The organism is Marinilabilia rubra (assembly GCF_003121985.1).
Taxonomy (GTDB): Bacteria; Bacteroidota; Bacteroidia; order Bacteroidales; family Marinilabiliaceae; genus Marinilabilia; species Marinilabilia rubra.
The window spans coordinates 183,952-201,796 of the sequence record NZ_QEWP01000005.1; the positions used below are offsets into that span (position 1 = coordinate 183,952).

The window sequence follows — 17,845 nt, forward strand, 5'->3', positions numbered from 1 at the left end:
GGGAGTGAGGGAGTGAGGGAATGAGGGAATGAGAGAATGAGGGAGTGAGAGAATGAGGGAGTGAGAGAATGAGGGAGTGAGAGAATGAGGGAGTGAGAGAATGAGGGAGTGAGAGAATGAGGGAGTGAGGGAATGAGGGAATGAGGGAGTGAGGGAGTGAGAGAATGAGGGAATGAGGGAATTCACCATTAATTGTTTATTGATAATTGTTCAATGCTAATTGTTTTCTGATCATGGAAAAACCCGGACATCACATATTAAGCTATAATTCACTCCTTGGGGTGCTGGTAGCCCTTTTAAGCTTGACGGCTTTGTCGGTATGGATCACCAACTTTAACTTTGGCACTCTGTCGGTGGGCGTTGCATTATTGGTAGCCGCCATCAAAGGGGCAACCGTTCTGACTTATTTTATGCACCTCAAATTCGAGAGCCGCATCCTGAAACTTATGGTAGGAGGCGTATTCTTACTTTTTGCACTGGTCATTATCATCACATTTATCGATTACTTATTGAGATAACCTCATAAACCTAAGTCTATGTTTGACGGAGCATCAAATCTGGCGCAAGGCGTTGACAATGCCTTTTTTTTCATATTCGCTGTAGCCTTTGTTTTTATTGTTGGCATCACTGCCTTCATGATCTACATTGTCGTAAAATACAAACGCAGCAAAGGCAAACCTGCAATGCAGTTTTCCAGGAACATCAAACTGGAAGTTATCTGGACAGTCATTCCCCTGATTCTGGTGATACTAATGTTTTACTACGGTTGGGTGGGATTTGCTCCCATGCGCAAAGTTCCGAAGGATGCACTGGAAATTACCGCGATCGGCCGAATGTGGGAATGGGAATTTGATTATGGCGACGGAAAAGTAGCTAAAGAGCTGGTCATCCCGGTGAATAAACCGGTGCGACTTAATCTTAAATCAGAGGACGTTAACCACAGTTTGTTTATTCCTGCTTTCAGGGTAAAAGAAGATGTGGTACCCGGATACGACAACTACCTGTGGTTTACCCCATACTACATTGGCGATTACGAAATATTATGTACCGAATATTGCGGTTTGCTTCACTCCTCCATGGTATCTAAAACACGTGTTTTGGCCGAAGAGGAGTACGAAGACTGGCTGGCCAATCTGGAAGCCACGGGTGACATCCCCGATCCTGAAGGATTGGTATTGCTGCGTGAAACGGGCTGTCTGGCCTGTCACTCCCTGGATGGCAGCAAACTGGTAGGCCCCTCCTTCAAGGGTGTTTACAACAGTGAACGGGTGGTTGTGGACTCCAACGAAGAAATCACCATTGTGGCAGATGAAGAATATCTGAAACGGTCCATTTATGAACCCGATGAACAGCTGGTAAAAGGATTTAACAAAGGATTGATGCAATCGTACGAGGGCACTGTTACCGGAGAAGAAGCCGACCTGATGATTGACTATTTGAAGGAGTTGGAGTGAATTAATTAATGAATGAATGAATGAGAGAATGAATGAATGAGAGAATGAGAGAATGAGGGAATGAATGAGAGAATGAGGTACAATATGTCGCATAGTTCAAAAAACATTACGGTTCTTCTGCAACTGGTAAGACTCCGGCTGTCGCTTTTGGTAACCTTTTCGGCCATAACCGGATACTTATTCACAGGCGAGGCAGAAGTTTCTTCCTTGTTAGTACTGGCATCAGGAGTATTTCTGCTGGCCGCAGGTTCATCCGCTCTGAATCAATACCAGGAACGTCATCTGGATGGAAGGATGGAACGCACCCGCTTGCGCCCGATTCCGTCGGGGTTAGTTCTACCGTTGGAGGCCCTGTTTATTGCTACCTCCATCATTATTGCCGGCAGTCTGGTGTTGTGGCAATTGCAAGCCGCAACCATGGTATTGGGTCTTTTCAACATTCTCCTTTACAATGGGCTCTACACCCCCCTTAAAACAAAAACACCCCTGAGCATACTGCCCGGAGCATTGGTCGGCGCCATTCCGCCACTTATGGGATGGAGCGTATCAGGAGGTTCGCTGGTTCATCCACACATCTTATTTTTGGCTTCATTCATGTTTCTTTGGCAGGTGCCACATTTTTGGTTGCTGATGATCATGTACGGGAAAGATTATGAAAAAGCAGGATTCTCTACCATTTCTAAACACTTTAAGCCCGCAAGTTTAAAAATCATCGTATTTGCGTGGGCAACCACCACTTCCGTCTTTCTATTGTCGTTTCCCCTGTTTGGGCTGGTTATACCTCTGGCACTGGTGATGTTTCTTTTTGCCCTCAATCTTTTTTTCATCATCATTTTTTACCGCTTCCTGTTTGGCCGGCCCGAAAACATCCTTTCAGCTTTCATTACCATAAATTCGTTCATGGCCATTGTGTTGATTTTGTTTGTGATGATTGGGTCTCTTTAGAAAAAGAGTTTTCGACTTTGTTATTACTTTGTGTGTGTCCATAAAGTCCCATTTATCTTCAATCAAAAGACCCGGCAATCTTTTGGTTTCTAAAACATCCACTTCGTTTATTATTTCAAAATCTATTCCTAGTTTTGGGGCAACATTAAACAACCTCGAAAAATGAAAGTATATAACGAAGAACTTGGCTTTTACCTGACCGACTCCCCTGATGAGCCCGATGTAATTCATCCTGTGCCGGACTCTCTAAGTCCGCAATTAGATAAAATTCACAGAAAAGCAATTAAGGGGAAGAAATATTACATCCCCACATTGCTAAAACTCATCGATCAATACCCTGACGTACCGCTACTTAAGAACCACCTGCAGGTGCTCTATACAAATACCGATCAACCGGATAAAGCCGAAGAAGTGCTGAATGAAATAATTTCAAAGCATCCCGATTATTTCTTTGGAAAGATAGGTTTGGCAACAAAATACATAAATGAAAAAAAGTTTGAATTAGTTCCGGATGTTCTTGGAGAATCCTTCGACTTAAAAGCCTTGTATCCCGAAAGGCAGGTTTTTCACATCAAAGAAGTTACTTCTATGCTGGCTGCCAGCATAATTTACTATTGTCTGACCGATCAACCGGACAAAGCAAGGGAAAAGCACGACATACTAATGGAAATAGCACCCGACTCTCCCGATGCCGAGTTAGCAGATAATTTTATGTTGAGAACCAATTTAAAAGCGGCATTAATGCTTAAGGGTGAATACGAAAAACAAAATATTTCGGTAGAAGTAACACCTGCACCTGAAGAAGACACTGAAACACACCCTCCGGAGTTCAACCATCCCGAAATACAGGCATTGTACGACAACGGATTTGACATTGCGCACGATGATTTAAAAGCCATCATTGACTTTCCGCGTAAAACATTAATGGAGGATCTCGAAAAAGTAATTAATGATGGAATTGCCCGTCTTAATTTTTTTTATGAGAATGGTGATGATAATGAATTTAAGACAGACTTTGTACTTCACGCTCTTTTTATACTGGGTGAGATAAAAGAGGAAAAGGGGATTGACCTCTTTTTTGAAACCTTTTCTCAATCTCAACTATTCCTTAACACTTTCTTTGGTGACATACTTACCGAGATGGTTTGGGAACCCCTTTACAAAACGGCCAATCAACAATTGCCCCGGCTAAAGGAGTTTATGCAAAAACCAGGAGTATATACCCATTGCAAAACTACCATCTCCCGAATGGTTGCTCAAATTGCCCGTCAGCAGCCTGAACGCAGAGAAGAAGTCCTTGAATGGTTCAACGAGGTATTTGAGTTTTATTTAACATGCAGCAAAAAAGACAACATACTGGACAGTGAGCTCAATGCTTCAATGATTTGCGACCTTATGGATATTGGAGCCACTGATATGATTCCTTCCATCAAAAAGCTTTTTGCAGAAGGTCTGGTAGCTGAGGGATTTTGTGGCAGTGAAGAAGAAGTTTTGGAGGACTTTTTAGCTTTAGAGGATATTGATGTTGAACCGGAAGAAATTGGCTCCATTTATGAACAATACGTAGATATTCTGGACAATTTTCAACCCCTTTCGCCACTTCCTTTTGAAAAACCTGAGGATCCTGAGGATTTCTTTGTGCCGGAAGATATAGTTGAACCAACAAGGAAAGACCCTAAAATTGGCAGAAATGATCTATGTCCGTGTGGCAGTGGTAAAAAGTATAAGAAATGTTGTTTGAATAACTAATACTTCTCAATCCCGGATGCAAGGAAAGTGCATCCGGGTTAACCCCATCCAATCAAAGGGATTTGGATCCATCCTTTTCAGGCCTCGAAAGCCCCAGGTCTTTGAGAAGTTCATCCTCAATATGGGTATACGCCAAAACATCAGAGCTGAATTCCGGCATCGCATTGTATTCCTTTGCCGGGAAATACCGGTACTGCTTACTGGTAAAAGCACCTGCCATATACGAAAACTGACGAAGATCCGGCTCCCCATGATCAACGGGCAATTCTGTCGGGGAGTTCACTTCAACAACCTCAGAGACACTTTTTACTCCGCAACCCAAAAACTTCCTTATAATATGCATTGTGCGTTTAATCATTTTATTGCACCATTAACAGCGCTCCATTTCATATTTGAACGCCTTCACATCCATTAGTTGCAGAGGCACAAAACAATTGAAAAAACATTTCGCTTATTCTGTTAAAAAACATCCCTGTCAACAACAGCATTTCGGTCAATTCTTTGCGCCTTGCGATATTTATGATTTATGTTGCATATTGCAAAAGAAAAGCCGTAATCAGCAAAAATCTAAAAGTCAATGACAGTTGCACTCAAAAACAACATTGGAAACCAGACCTTGATATTTGCAAACACTCTGGAGGATGAAGCTCTTGGCCAGATAAAGAAGCTGATAAATTCCGATGCTTACAAAAATGCCAGAGTACGCATTATGCCGGATGCCCACGCCGGCAAGGGGTGCACCATTGGCACCACCATGACCATTACGGATAAGATTACCCCCAACCTGGTAGGCGTGGATATTGGATGCGGCATGCTCACCATAAAACTCAATAACAATGACATCGACTTCGCCAGACTGGATAACATTATCAGGACAAAAGTACCGGGTGGAACCAAAATTCATGAAACCATACAAAAGAAGTTTGACTTTTCCGGATTAAGATGTAAAGATCACGTTGATTTAAGCAGGGCCAACCACTCCATCGGGTCTCTGGGAGGTGGCAATCATTTCATTGAAGTAAGCCGGGCAGATGCCTCAGGCAATGTTTACCTCATCATCCACTCGGGCAGCCGCAAACTGGGAACCGATACATGCAGATATTATCAGAATAAAGCCATTGGAGACACCGCAGAGACGAAAAAGGCGAAAAAGAAACTAATCAAAGAGCTGAAGAAAAAAGGCAAAGAAAAAGATATCTCCAGGGAACTGATGATGCTAAAAAAGCCGGAGATTGATAAAGATCTGGCATTCCTCACGGGAGCTGATTTTGACGATTACATGAACGACATGGCCATTGTTCAAAGATATGCTTCTGCTAACAGGGAAACCATGGCAGAGATCATTCTGCAGGAAGCAGGATTGAGCGAAATCTCCAGGTTTGAAACCATTCACAATTACATCGACTTTAAACGCAGGATCCTTAGAAAAGGCGCCGTTTCGGCTGAAAAGGGAGAAACATTGCTTATTCCCATTAATATGCGCGATGGTTCTCTGCTCTGCATTGGAAAGGGCAATGAGGACTGGAATTTTTCTGCCCCTCATGGTGCCGGCCGGTTGATGAGTCGCCGCAAAGCCAAAGATTTGCTCGACATGGATACCTTTAAAAACTCGATGAAAGACATTTACACCACATCGGTTTCGACAGCTACGCTCGACGAAGCACCACATGCCTACAAATCTATGAACGAGATTAAAGAAGCAATTACCGATACAGTGAAGGTGATTGACATTCTTAAGCCGCTGTATAACTTTAAGGCGCATTAAAAAGCGGCAAGGTTCCTGCAAGTGTCTATCGGTCAGATGCTCCGTCCCACAAGTGCCAACCGGTGTGCCCTGCAGCACAGCCCTACGCTGATACGATTGGACTTTCCCACCCTCGTTGGGGACAAATTCATTTTCTTTCGCTCACTTTAATTATCTTTATGACTTATGTGAAGATCCTCTCATGTTGATTGCACTGATTAAATCTCTAAAAACAAAGGCATTTAAACTACAAGGGGCGTCGACCTCCCTAAAAACGGCAATAGAGAAAACATAAAACGAGGTACTTTGCCCTTCACCAGCTCTTTGACTTACCGGGAATAAACAACTTAACCAACATTGTCGAAGGCCGGGTATATTCTTAGCATCAGACATCGACAACTTTTCAACACTCTAACGCTGGCCTTTATTCTTCTCAAACGCCTTTATTTGGGTGTTTTTTTGGCAATAATTGACGGCTACCAATCGTACCATTGTGGAATTGAAATTCAGGACAATGCGGTAACAATCCTATGCCTAAAGCCCCCAATCGTACCATAGTGGAAAGCAAGCTTTGGCAGTGGGCTTGGCCGGGCGCGGCTTGGTTCACGAGAGGCTGTGCGGCCTGATTGTGGGGACGAGTAATTGATCCCGATAAAGAGTTTCCTGGTAAAGAGCTATTACAACCTTTTATGCTGAATTCCTGACTGCTCTTTGTTTAGAAACTCTAATTCGGCACCAATCGTACCATAGTGGAAAAGAGTTGGATGGTTGAAAGACAAAGGGGTGAGATGTTGTCTGGCTAATTTTTTCTTGGGAAAGAGGTGGAGTCGTAGCAGGCCAATCATCTTCAAAGGAAGTAAAACGGTGGTAGCAAACCTGCGAACCTAACCCAATGCTGCAGGACAGTCAGTCTGGCCCACCCTTCTTCAGCTCTCAGGCACGATTGATTTATACCCGTACGCCCCTGCTGACGAGAGAAGGCCGTTCCCTTCATTCTCTCATTCAATCATTCTCTCATTCTCCCATTCCCTCATTCTCTCATTCTCTCATTATAAAACCACCGTCGATAAAAAGTAAACAAGCGGCAACGTAAAAAGACTCAAAACCGTAGTAAGAAAAACATTCTCTGAGGCGCGATCATCGGCAGCATTGTAGTTTTTGGCCATAATAACAATCATACTCATACAAGGCATTGCGGCTTGCAGAACAATAACGGTTTGTGCCATTTCACTTAGCTCAAGTTGAAATTGAGCCACAACAAAATTAATGATCAGCAATAACAAAAACGGAATCAGCAGAAGTTTATTAACACTGAGGGCATAAAGATCATACCGTCCCAAAATACCTTTTATTTTGGTTCCGGCTAAAGAAGCCCCAACATACATCAGTGCCAAAGGACCGGTTATACTCCCGATACTTTTCAGTGGTGTTTGGAGAGTATCAGGAAAGTCCAATTGCAAAAAGAAAAATATCAGTCCCAACAAAAAAGCTACGGTATTGGGATTTAACAGAGGTTTGATGCGCTCTCTTAAAGTGGTATTTCCTTCACCCTTAAGGCGAAAAACAGCGTAGGTCCACTGCAACGCTGAAGTAACCATGTAAAAAATAGTGGCAAAGAAAATTCCCTCCTTTTGAGGATATAAAGCTGCGATTAGCGGAAAACCAAGAAAAACAATGTTGCCAAACATGGTGTGCACTTCATGTACAGCGGCACTTTTTTCAGGAAGATTAAACAGACGTGAGGTTAGCTTACCGACAGTATACATCAGCAGAAAGGCCAGCAATGAGAAAATAAGTGCCCAAAAACCATCAACCAAAATCTTCCGGCTTATGTCCATTTCCAGGAAGGTAGTCATAATAAGCAATGGTAGAGAGATGTTAAACACCACTTTTGAAATGGATTGCTTGGCTTGCTCATTAATAATTTTGGCCCAACTACCCAGCGCTCCCACCAAAACAATTATTCCGGCAATTATGATTTGTTCAACGATTACTTGTGAATGCATAGGTTCGTTTTTGAAATGAGCAGGCAAAAGTAACGAAATTGTGGCTTTTTACCTCTGTCCATAACTCACATGATTGCCTTCTGTTTCCAACAACCACTTCCATTTCTAACGTTTCTATATCTCCGCCAGCTGAAAAAGTCAAAAGGGCAAAATTTACAAGCTAACAGATCGAAGGAGTTTTTAAATGCTTCGAGATTATGTCGGTGAAGTAAATTTTGTTCTTTTGGTTAGCAATATTAGTACTTTCAAGGGCAAACAAAATCGTTGGTTTTGTAAAACATCTTTACCCCAAAGCAATGCCCCATTCATATTAACAATCTGTTTTACAGCTGCGATAGCTTTTTCAGCGCGCCCTGTTCCAAAAGAAAATTCAGCGGAGCCCACCACAGGCAAAAAGGAGCGACGAAAAAAAATCCGTCACTCCCATCCACCAGGAAAAAAATACAGACAAGAACATACCTGATGAAAAATTATTTAACCATTTCCTGTTAGTCAGTGCTCTTTTTCAAAAACCGGTCCAATACCCCTTTCAATTTATCGCGCCAAATGGGCTTGCAGATACAGGCATCAATACCGGCATTTTGAATTCGTTTAAAGTCCTCTTCAGAAACCAGGGCAGTTTGAGCAATAACCGGCACATTGGGTTTGATTTTCTTAATTTGGTCAGTAGCCTCCAAACCGTTCATTTCAGGCATCCTTATATCCATCAAAATCAAATCAAAAGACTCTGGCTTTGCACATTTTACCACTGCCTGTTTTCCATTTTTGGCAAATGAAATATCAAATTCAATGATGGGATAAATTGACTGGACAAGCTCGCTTAGAAAAAAAGCATTATGTTCTTCATCATCCACAATAAGAAGCTTTACCTTATCTTTAAAACTTTGTTTTCGTTCACCGGGTAGCTCCATCCCTCCAGTTTGCCTGGTGTATTTCAGATCGAAGTAAAAGCAGGAACCCTTGCAAGGCTCTGAATCAACCTTTATTTGGGTATTCATAACATGGGCAGTTCTTGAGGCAATAGTAAGACCTAATCCGTTTCCTTCAAACCGGCGGTTTACTTTGGCATCTAATTGACGGAAAGGCTCAAAAATAATGGACTGATTTCCCTTTTCAATCCCGATCCCTGTATCATTTATAAAAAAACGGATTCCATCATCCAAACATTTAAAGCCTATCTTTATCGAGCCCTTGTAAGTAAATTTCAGGGCATTTACAATTAGCTTTTCCAGGATGCTCAGCAACCTTGCCCTGTCAACCCAAACAGGGGGCACTCCCGGACATATTTCCTTTTCCATCAACACAAGTCCGGTACCCGAATTGCAATATTTCAGGAATAATTCATCAACCACCTTTACGGGATCTACCATTTCGGGATTAAGCATTAAATTTCCTGATTCCAGCTTGGAAATAATCATAATATCATCTACAATTTCTAACAACTTATTGGTAGAGCCCACAATTGTTTCCAGGTACTGCTCCTGCTTCCCCTCTTCTAACTGCCCCAAGCTAAGCAATTCTGAAAACCCAAGAATAGAATTCATTGGGGTACGAATCTCATGAGAGATATTTCTTAAAAAAGCTTCTTTCAACTGATCACTTTTCTCTGCCCGCATCTTAGCATCTACCAAATCCTGCTCAAATTGTTTTCTTTCAGTAATATCTCTTGATAGTCCGGCCCTTTTCTTTAAACCATCGATTTCCGGAACCGGGTAGGTATGTGTTTGAATCCATCTTAAAGTCCCATCCGGCCGTCTTATACGGAACTCAAAGGTGAAGGGCTCATTAGAAAAGGCTTCTTCCATCTGCACCATTTTTTTCACCAGAGGTAAATCCTCCGGTATCACAACGTCCAAAAAAGAAAAAGGATCTTTGTAAATAACAGATATCGGGATACCAAAAATTTTCTCGAAAGAAGTACTTATGTAAAGAATTTTCCGGTTAGTATGCAACCAAAAAATCTGGTCTATATTCTCGGCCAGCTGACGAAATTTAAGTTCACTATCTCTCAATGCCTTAAGCGCCTGCCTTTCTTTGGTTATATCTTTTTTTACTGAAGCATAATGACAAACAACACCCTCCTCAGAAATTGGGAATACCACAGCCGACTCATAATACAACTCCCCATTTTTCTTGGAATTAATAAATTCTCCATTCCAGACGTCTCCTTTTCTCAATGTTGACCATAAATCATGGTACAACTCCGGAGGTGTCTGACCGGAACTCAAAATCCCAGGTGACTGACCAATCACTTCATCAAATGCATACCCGGTCGACCTGAAAAACTGGGGGTTAACGTATTCTATCAGGCCATCTGTATCTGTTATTATTATTGAATCAGGGCTTTGCTCAACTACCCGTGACAGCTTCCGCCATTCCTTCTCAGCCTCTTTTTGGCGTGTAAGATCGACATTCAGACAATAGAGCTCCTTTTCACCATTCCCGACGTTCAACACTATATAACTTGAAAGCACCGGGACAAACGTTCCATTCTTACGAATAAGGTTTTGCTCTTCCGGATCAAGAATTTCACCGGTCAGGGTCATTTTTTCTATTTCCTGCCTTACATCTTCCCTCAATTGGGGAGGAATTATCAAATCCAGAAGATTCCTTCCGATCGCTTCTTTTGCCCGGTAGCCATAAAGATTTTCGCTGGCTTTATTCCAGAAAACCACCGTTCCGTCGGGTTTATAGCCCTGAACAGCAATGCTGGATATTTGAGATATCAGATCGGCAAATTTTTGTTGAGAGCGCTGGATTTCTTTTTCCATCTTTTTCCTGTGGGAAACCTCCCGGGTAATTCCTTCCACATAAAAACCCTTTTTCGAAGAAGGATCTTTAAAAATGCGAGCTGTAATTTCGGATGCAATGGTTTTTCCCTTTTTATTCCTGAGTCCAATCTCAATCGAAATCTCACGATTTCCTGAACCGTGGCCTTTCATAAACTGACTGATTTCTGAATTGGCGAGTTCCATTACCCGCTCAAAATCATCGGGAAGACAAAATTCCCTAATCCCAAGATTTAAAACTTCTTCTGGGAAATAACCTAATACTTTTTCCACCGAAGGGCTGACATATTCAAATTCTAAATGATCATTCATCCGCCAAATTACATCGGAGGCATTATCAGCCACCAACCGGTAAACTTTTTCATTCTTTTGTAGTTTATTCAGATACTGCTTTTGCTTATCAATCTTTGCGGTTGCCAGACATACTGCATCAACTTCTCCATGCTCACCAACCAATGGGATGAACTGAACAGAAAACCAATGCTTTAACCCATCAGCCGATTGATTTATCTCTTGTTCTACAGTAATTTTTTCCCCTGCGAGACATTGATTGAAATGGTTTAAAAAATTCTGCCGATCCTTTTCAAAAACAAAATCCAGAAGATTTTGACCTTTTTGGATTTCTTTTCCAAAAATCATTTGAACTTCATCTCCGGCCAACTTGTTATAATCTAACACATTAAGGTTAGAATCAACAAAAACACACCCTAAAAGGTCATTTTTTAATAAAGCCTGAAAAAAGAGGCGATTATTTTCTTGCATAGTTGGTATCTAAAAAAAGAAAAATCTAAGTTTTTTAACCTGATGGCAAAAAGCATTTTGACTTTTAAACTGCCACTACGTGTGTCAGAAAATAATTTGAAACCATTTTTAATAAATTACTAAAGAATATTGAATTTTGTTTCAAAAAACTCCTTTTTTCTATAATTCTAATGACCATTTCTTTACCCGACTTATCCATTGGAGTTTTTTAAAACCGTAATCCTCACCCAAACAATTTTTCTAAACACCTGATTACCAAACCCAATAAACGATCAAGCAAAATACATTGATTGATGACAGAAAAACAAAGAATATGAATTATCTTTAGTTTAAACCCACTCAAAATATATAGAAAAAAACCTTAATAACAACCATTAAAACGCCGTTTTTCAATATGTCAAATCAAATTATAGATCGTATAGAGGAGTTTATGGCGACCAAAAACCTTAACAACAATCAACTCACCAAAATTGCGGGGTTATCGGTTGGCATGCTCGGAAAAGCCAGAAGGACCAGAAAAGGATTTCATTCGGACAGTATCGAAAAAATCCTTAACGCATTTCCCGAGCTTAGCCCGGATTACCTCATCATGGGCAAAGGCCCAATGTTCCGGCCATCGGACCACCAGGAAATATTACTTTCCACCCATTCCGATGAAACCTCTCAACACAGAACCTACCAGTTATTGGCCAATATTATTCGGGAAAAGGACCGCAGAATAGAAACACTGAATCGTGAAATCGGAGCACTAAAACAGGAAATACAGCATCTAAACAAGGTGCTTTAAAAGGACAAACTTCAATTCGCACCCGGCCGGGCTCCTCATGCTTTCTTTTGCTTTTGGCTGTGCGAATCATTTCCTAACTTTTTCTTCTGACAAACAAACTAAAAACCAACTGCAACCAAACAGTTTTCAACAACCCCCCCCGGACAAAAGTCTACAAACACTATCCTTTATTCAATATAATGTATCACTGATGTCCGGAGAAAACATTTATTCTGGTGGTCAATCGACCGAATAGTATGTTTTTCTGTATGATTGGCAAACGCTGGGGCTTACATTTCGCATCAAGACAATCTCGTTTAGAAAATCAGAATGTTTTCCGTTAAGAAACGAACTTGCGAGCTCATCGAATATCTTTGAAAACAAGCACGTTAATGATATAAATCCGGACTGGTTGATCCCGAGATTAGTTTTTGTTGGTTTTTGAGTACCAAAATCCTTACAAAACTTAAATCGGGAGAGTTTCCGGATTTCAGGAAAATATTCTGATTTTTTCCCGATTATAGTTTTATAAGCTTTTGCCCCAAAAGGCAAAAGCAACAAAAACTTATTTCGGGATTCTTTAAGCGACGGCATTTTTTGTTTCTTTTTTTTTTGCTGCAGAATTGGAGCTAAGCGGAAATCGTGATTACTTATTAAAGTATGCAAAATCATGAACAAAAACAGGAAAAGCCTGCGCAGCCTGTCTCGCCCCTTTTGACTTTTTCAGCAGCCTCTATTTAACAATACCCCCCCAGGCCAAAAATGATGCTTTTTTTGTCACGTTAAAAAACTAAAATCCGCTTCATCTTATTTCAAACATTCCTCAACGCCTGGATCGAAATTTGAAGCAGTAAGACCTGAATAATTATTATTTTTTGCTATATTTCAAAAAATCAACCAACTAATCACAAAACGAACAATGAGTTTGTTCATTAAAATTTTAGAGAACCAACAATATATTAATCCGGAGGCATAAATAAACAGAGGAATTATGGGGTTTACAAAACAATCGGGAAATTGGTCCATTCTCCCATACATTTAAAAACCATAAAAAGAAGGAATCTTAACCTATGACAGAACTTTTAACCCCTGAAGGGAAAAAGATATATGACAACGCCGTTTACACGCTTTCATATAAAAAGGGAGAGGTAATTTTTAAAGAGGATTCACCCATAAATCAGGTGAAAATCGTAATAAAAGGTCTGATTAAAGTCTGCCGCAACCAAACCCCTTCAAAACCTTTAATAATACAACTTCAAGGTGAAGGGGAGTACCTTGAACTCAGTTCTGTGTTTAATAACCGAAACCATTCAGTCACTGCTGTTGCTATTGAAAACACAGTAATTCATCACATTGCTATTCAAACATTCTTTACTCTTTACCATAACAATCCCTCTTTTAATGAAGAAATCAGCCGTAAAATCGCCCACTCCAATCAATACCTTCTTAAGCAATTAATCGCTCGAAGTATTAAGCGATTACCCGGAAGAGTGGCTGATGCCATTCTCTATTTTTATAAGCTGAATAAACAATCCCCCTCCTTTACTCTACCCTTAAGTCGCCCTGAAATGGCCCAGTTTGTTGGCACCACCAAAGAAAGTCTTATCAGAACTCTCATGGAATTTAAGAATGACAAAATAATTGATTTGGAGGATCGTGACTTGACCATTAACAGTTTGGAAATTCTGCAAACATTGAGTCGGTTGGGGTAATCTATTCCCTATCTTAATCCTGCCACAAAACAACATTCTCCTCATTTCAAATCGTTTTTAAATTCAACAATAGCCCGGGAATCAAGTGGTACCGTTTCATGCGTTTCCTGCTTCTTCAATCAATTGATGAGGGCAATTTAAGAGAAATTTTCGTGGACTAATATTCCGGTAATCTTACAGGAATTTCAGAAATTACAAACAAGCAGTTAATAATCAACACCCAAGAGGTTCTGTTTTTTTTTTGCATTGGTTGAATCACCAATAAGACCCACCCATTTAAATACCTATCACCCTGCAACTTAGCCTCGATCATAAAATTTACAAGCTCATTACCAAACCATTACACCGAATTCACGTTACAATACTGAATTTAATTGCAATTCATAGCTCCAAAGTGTCATTCAACCAAAAGGAATATCTTCCCAAATTATCATTATTCGGACCTGATTCGCCCCTGCTCCGGGACAAGTTCGGAGTAGATTCGTGGTTTCTTCGGTTGTTCTTCGGTTATCCTTCGCTTATAAGGGAACGAAGCCTGAACGAACAACAACCGAAGGACAACCGAACCTGTTCCGAAGCAGGACCGAAGCAATCCCGGAGGTGGGACGAATGGTAAGCGAAGGGAAATAAGATAACCTCAAAAAATTCAAGTCTCTATGGGAGATTCATATAAACAATAATCGATTAAAGATATCTTTATTGGAATTGATCAAAACATAATTAGCCTACCATCCTGTTTTCCCCAAAAATTTCAATATATTTAAAAAAACAATAAATCTCTAAAACCCTTCTTTATGGCTGCAAAGAAAAAGAATTCAGGAAAAATTTTCGTACTGGACACCAACGTTTTACTTCACGATCATAAATGCCTTTACAATTTTGAAGAAAACGACATTATCATCCCAATTGTTGTACTCGAAGAACTCGATAAGTTTAAAAAAGGTAATGACCAGATCAATTTTCAGGCCCGCGAATTTGTCCGTGAAATGGATCGCCTTTCCGGCGAGCAATTGTTCACAGCCGGCATTTCTCTGGGAAAAGGTCACGGACGCTTATTTATCGAGACCGGAAAACCTATTCCGGAAGAAATGCAGGAATCATTTTCAGAAAACACACCGGATCACAGAATATTGGCAATAACATTGCATGTCAAAGAAAAGTACAAAGAACGGCAAACCATCCTTATCACGAAGGACATAAACCTGAGGATGAAAGCCAAATCTCTGGGACTGGTTTCTGAAGATTACGAATCCGATAAAGTCAAAAACATTGAGATCCTTCACCATGGCGTCGAAACTTTCGACGGATTTGACAAAAACATTATTGAAGCATTATACAAGGAAGGACAAGTACCACGTTCGGAGTTCCCTATGACTGATGAGCAGTTACCTGCCAATCAATATGCAATACTAAAAAATGAAAGTCAGAGTGTACTTGCCTGGTTCGATCCAAATTCCCAAAGCATTCGCAGGGTTGAGAAACACTCTGCATTTGGGATTGAACCCCGCAATGCAGAACAGACTTTTTCACTTCATGCCTTAATGAATCCGGATGTAAAGTTGGTATCCTTAACTGGCAAAGCGGGTACGGGAAAAACATTATTGGCACTAGCCGCTGCCTTACAACAACACAAACAATACAATCAAATTTTGCTGGCCAGACCAATTATGCCTTTGGCCAATCGGGACCTGGGATTTTTGCCCGGAGATATCAATGAAAAAATTGGTCCTTACATGCAACCACTTTTCGACAACCTGGGAGTCATAAAAAACCGGTTTCAACAATCAAGCAAGGAACTGGCCATTATTGAAGAAATGCAAAAACGGGAGGAATTGATCATTACTCCTTTGGCCTACATTCGCGGACGAAGCCTTTCGGATGTTTACTTTATCATAGACGAGGCCCAGAACCTGACACCGCATGAAGTTAAAACCATCATTACCCGGGCTGGAGAAGGGACAAAAATGGTTTTCACAGGTGACATCCACCAAATTGACTCCCCTTATCTGGACATGCAAAGTAACGGACTGGCTTATCTGACAGACAAGATGAAAGGGCAGGATCTGTTTGCACATGTCAATTTGGTAAAGGGGGAGCGAAGCTTCCTAGCAGAGCTGGCTTCTGATTTACTTTGATAGTAATCTAACAATAGATCGTTAGATTTTTAGACATAAGATATAAGATAAATCGTATGATATTGAAAATATGCACCTTAGCATAAACAATCGTTTAAATATAAATAACTGACTACAAGTGCTTATAAAAGTTTAACGGAGTATTGATCTAACAAACAAGTAATCTGATCGCCATAATACTTGAGGAGGGGATTGTTTAAATCAGTCCGCTCCCCCATGGCTTTTCAATTAATTTTGGTAACATTATCATACCAAAAAGCAGAAAATGCGCTGACTTCTTTCTCCGGACAGAGCCAGCGCATTTTTTTTAGTCTGAAAACAACTCTTTTAAAGCAATTGGTTTTCTCACAAGTTCAAAATCATTCCTATCTTTGCAGATTGATTCATCTAAAATTCTAACTATCCTATAAATGATAGACCAGTCACAATTTCAGCAGAGGACCGTGGCTTTTTATACATTGGGATGTAAGCTCAATTTCAGCGAAACATCCACCATTGCCCGCCACTTGCAGGAGGAAGGATTCACAAGAGTGGATTTCAGGGATGGAGCTGACATTTATGTGATCAACACCTGCTCGGTAACCGAAACAGCAGAAAAGAAGTGTCGGTACACCATCAAAAAGGCTTTGCGCACAAACCCCAAGGCGTTTATTGTTGTTACAGGATGTTTTGCCCAGCTGAAGCCAAAGAACATTGTAAAGATGGAAGGGGTTGATCTGGTTTTAGGCAGCAATGAAAAGCTGGATATGTCATTTTATCTGGGTTCGCTGAAAAAGAAGCAACATGCGGAGGTGCACACAGGAAACATTGCCCGCGACAAACGCTTTATGCCTTCATGGTCATCGGGTGACCGCACACGAACTTTCCTTAAAGTACAGGACGGCTGCGATTATTTCTGCTCATATTGTACCATCCCCCTCGCACGGGGACGTTCGCGCAACGGCTCTATAAAAGAGACTGTAGAACAAGCCCGTGAAGCCGGAAATGCGGGAGCCAAAGAAATAATCCTTACGGGAGTTAACATTGGTGATTTTGGGAAAAGCACCCGCGAAAGTTTTTTTGAATTGATCAAAGCCCTGGAAAAAGTGGACGAAATTCAACGTTTCAGGATTTCCTCAATTGAGCCAAATCTATTGAATGAAGACATCATCCGCTTTGTTGGTGAATCGGACAAATTCATGCCCCATTTTCACATTCCCCTTCAATCCGGAAGTGATAAAGTGCTGAAGCTAATGAAGCGCAGATACAACATTCAGCTCTTCCAAAACCGGATGGAGACTATTCATAAATACATTCCCAATGCATTTACAGGCGTGGATGTTATTACAGGCGTTCGTGGCGAAACCGATGAGGAGTTTGAGAACACCAGGAAATTTCTCACACAACTTGAGGTTTCCCAACTCCATGTTTTCACTTACTCTGAGCGACCAAATACTCAAGCACTTAAAATAGAGCATTCTGTTCCCGGCGATGAGAGGAAACGAAGAAGTGCCGTTTTGCATGAATTGTCCAACCACAAAGTTCGGAAATTCTACCGGCAAAATGAAGGATCTGAATCTGAAGTGCTTTTCGAAGAACAGGCCACCGACGGTCTAATGCATGGCTTCACAGAGAACTACTTAAAAGTGGAGTACCCCTATACGGAGGCACTGAAAAATAAGATCGTCAAAGTTAAATTAAAGGAAACTTCGCCTCAAACAGGAAATATGACCATTGAAGTGCCCAAAAATTTTGTTGAGGTAAATTCCTTTCAATATTCCCCAAAAAATCTTCAATTTTGAAT

General features: G+C 40.9%; 12 protein-coding genes. 9 read left to right on the forward strand and 3 right to left on the reverse strand.

The annotated features are described in order from the left end of the window. Nucleotides 1–233: 233 nt before the first annotated feature. The 4 genes from DDZ16_RS08310 (at nt 234) to DDZ16_RS20845 (ending at nt 4,148) form a co-directional block, all read left to right on the forward strand. Complete coding sequence (locus DDZ16_RS08310) at nt 234–518, forward strand: cytochrome C oxidase subunit IV family protein (RefSeq protein WP_109263987.1); 285 nt, start codon at nt 234–236, stop codon at nt 516–518. A gap of 18 nt (nt 519–536) precedes the next feature. Then, nucleotides 537–1,454, forward strand: a complete 918-nt coding sequence (gene coxB / locus DDZ16_RS08315) for a cytochrome c oxidase subunit II (RefSeq protein WP_109263988.1) — start codon at nt 537–539, stop codon at nt 1,452–1,454. Nucleotides 1,455–1,538: 84 nt separating this feature from the next. Beyond that, nucleotides 1,539–2,399 carry a protoheme IX farnesyltransferase gene (locus DDZ16_RS08320; RefSeq protein ID WP_158275632.1) on the forward strand — a complete coding sequence of 287 codons (861 nt, stop codon included), beginning with the start codon at nt 1,539–1,541 and terminating at the stop codon, nt 2,397–2,399. A 162-nt stretch (nt 2,400–2,561) separates the two neighbouring features. Next, nucleotides 2,562–4,148 carry a DUF1186 domain-containing protein gene (locus DDZ16_RS20845; RefSeq protein ID WP_198416690.1) on the forward strand — a complete coding sequence of 529 codons (1,587 nt, stop codon included), beginning with the start codon at nt 2,562–2,564 and terminating at the stop codon, nt 4,146–4,148. Nucleotides 4,149–4,200: 52 nt separating this feature from the next. Here DDZ16_RS20845 and DDZ16_RS08330 read toward each other — a convergent pair whose 3' ends face one another. Then, entirely contained in the window at nt 4,201–4,506 is a 306-nt protein-coding gene (locus tag DDZ16_RS08330; protein WP_146192213.1) for a hypothetical protein, read from the reverse strand. A gap of 219 nt (nt 4,507–4,725) precedes the next feature. Between DDZ16_RS08330 and DDZ16_RS08335 the strand changes: the two genes are divergently transcribed. Beyond that, a complete protein-coding gene (locus DDZ16_RS08335) occupies nt 4,726–5,913 on the forward strand; it encodes an RtcB family protein (protein WP_109263991.1) in 1,188 nt (395 codons plus the stop codon). 1,028 nt (nt 5,914–6,941) lie between these two features. Here DDZ16_RS08335 and DDZ16_RS08340 read toward each other — a convergent pair. Together DDZ16_RS08340 and DDZ16_RS08350 are read right to left on the reverse strand one after the other, a co-directional pair. Next, complete coding sequence (locus DDZ16_RS08340) at nt 6,942–7,898, reverse strand: AEC family transporter (protein ID WP_109263992.1); 957 nt, start codon at nt 7,896–7,898, stop codon at nt 6,942–6,944. Nucleotides 7,899–8,386: 488 nt separating this feature from the next. Beyond that, nucleotides 8,387–11,449, reverse strand: a complete 3,063-nt coding sequence (locus tag DDZ16_RS08350; protein WP_109263994.1) for a hybrid sensor histidine kinase/response regulator — start codon at nt 11,447–11,449, stop codon at nt 8,387–8,389. 394 nt (nt 11,450–11,843) lie between these two features. On the opposite strand from DDZ16_RS08350, the gene DDZ16_RS08355 reads away from it, so the two are divergent. The 4 genes from DDZ16_RS08355 (at nt 11,844) to mtaB (ending at nt 17,843) form a co-directional block, all read left to right on the forward strand. Then, nucleotides 11,844–12,236: a hypothetical protein gene (locus DDZ16_RS08355; RefSeq protein ID WP_109263995.1), complete on the forward strand. Its 393-nt coding sequence runs from the start codon at nt 11,844–11,846 to the stop codon at nt 12,234–12,236. 1,049 nt (nt 12,237–13,285) lie between these two features. Further along, a complete protein-coding gene (locus tag DDZ16_RS08365; protein ID WP_109263997.1) occupies nt 13,286–13,927 on the forward strand; it encodes a Crp/Fnr family transcriptional regulator in 642 nt (213 codons plus the stop codon). A 794-nt stretch (nt 13,928–14,721) separates the two neighbouring features. Beyond that, a complete protein-coding gene (locus DDZ16_RS08370) occupies nt 14,722–16,062 on the forward strand; it encodes a PhoH family protein (RefSeq protein ID WP_109263998.1) in 1,341 nt (446 codons plus the stop codon). A gap of 410 nt (nt 16,063–16,472) precedes the next feature. After that, nucleotides 16,473–17,843 carry a tRNA (N(6)-L-threonylcarbamoyladenosine(37)-C(2))-methylthiotransferase MtaB gene (gene mtaB, locus DDZ16_RS08380; protein WP_109264000.1) on the forward strand — a complete coding sequence of 457 codons (1,371 nt, stop codon included), beginning with the start codon at nt 16,473–16,475 and terminating at the stop codon, nt 17,841–17,843. The last annotated feature ends 2 nt before the right edge of the window (nt 17,844–17,845 follow it).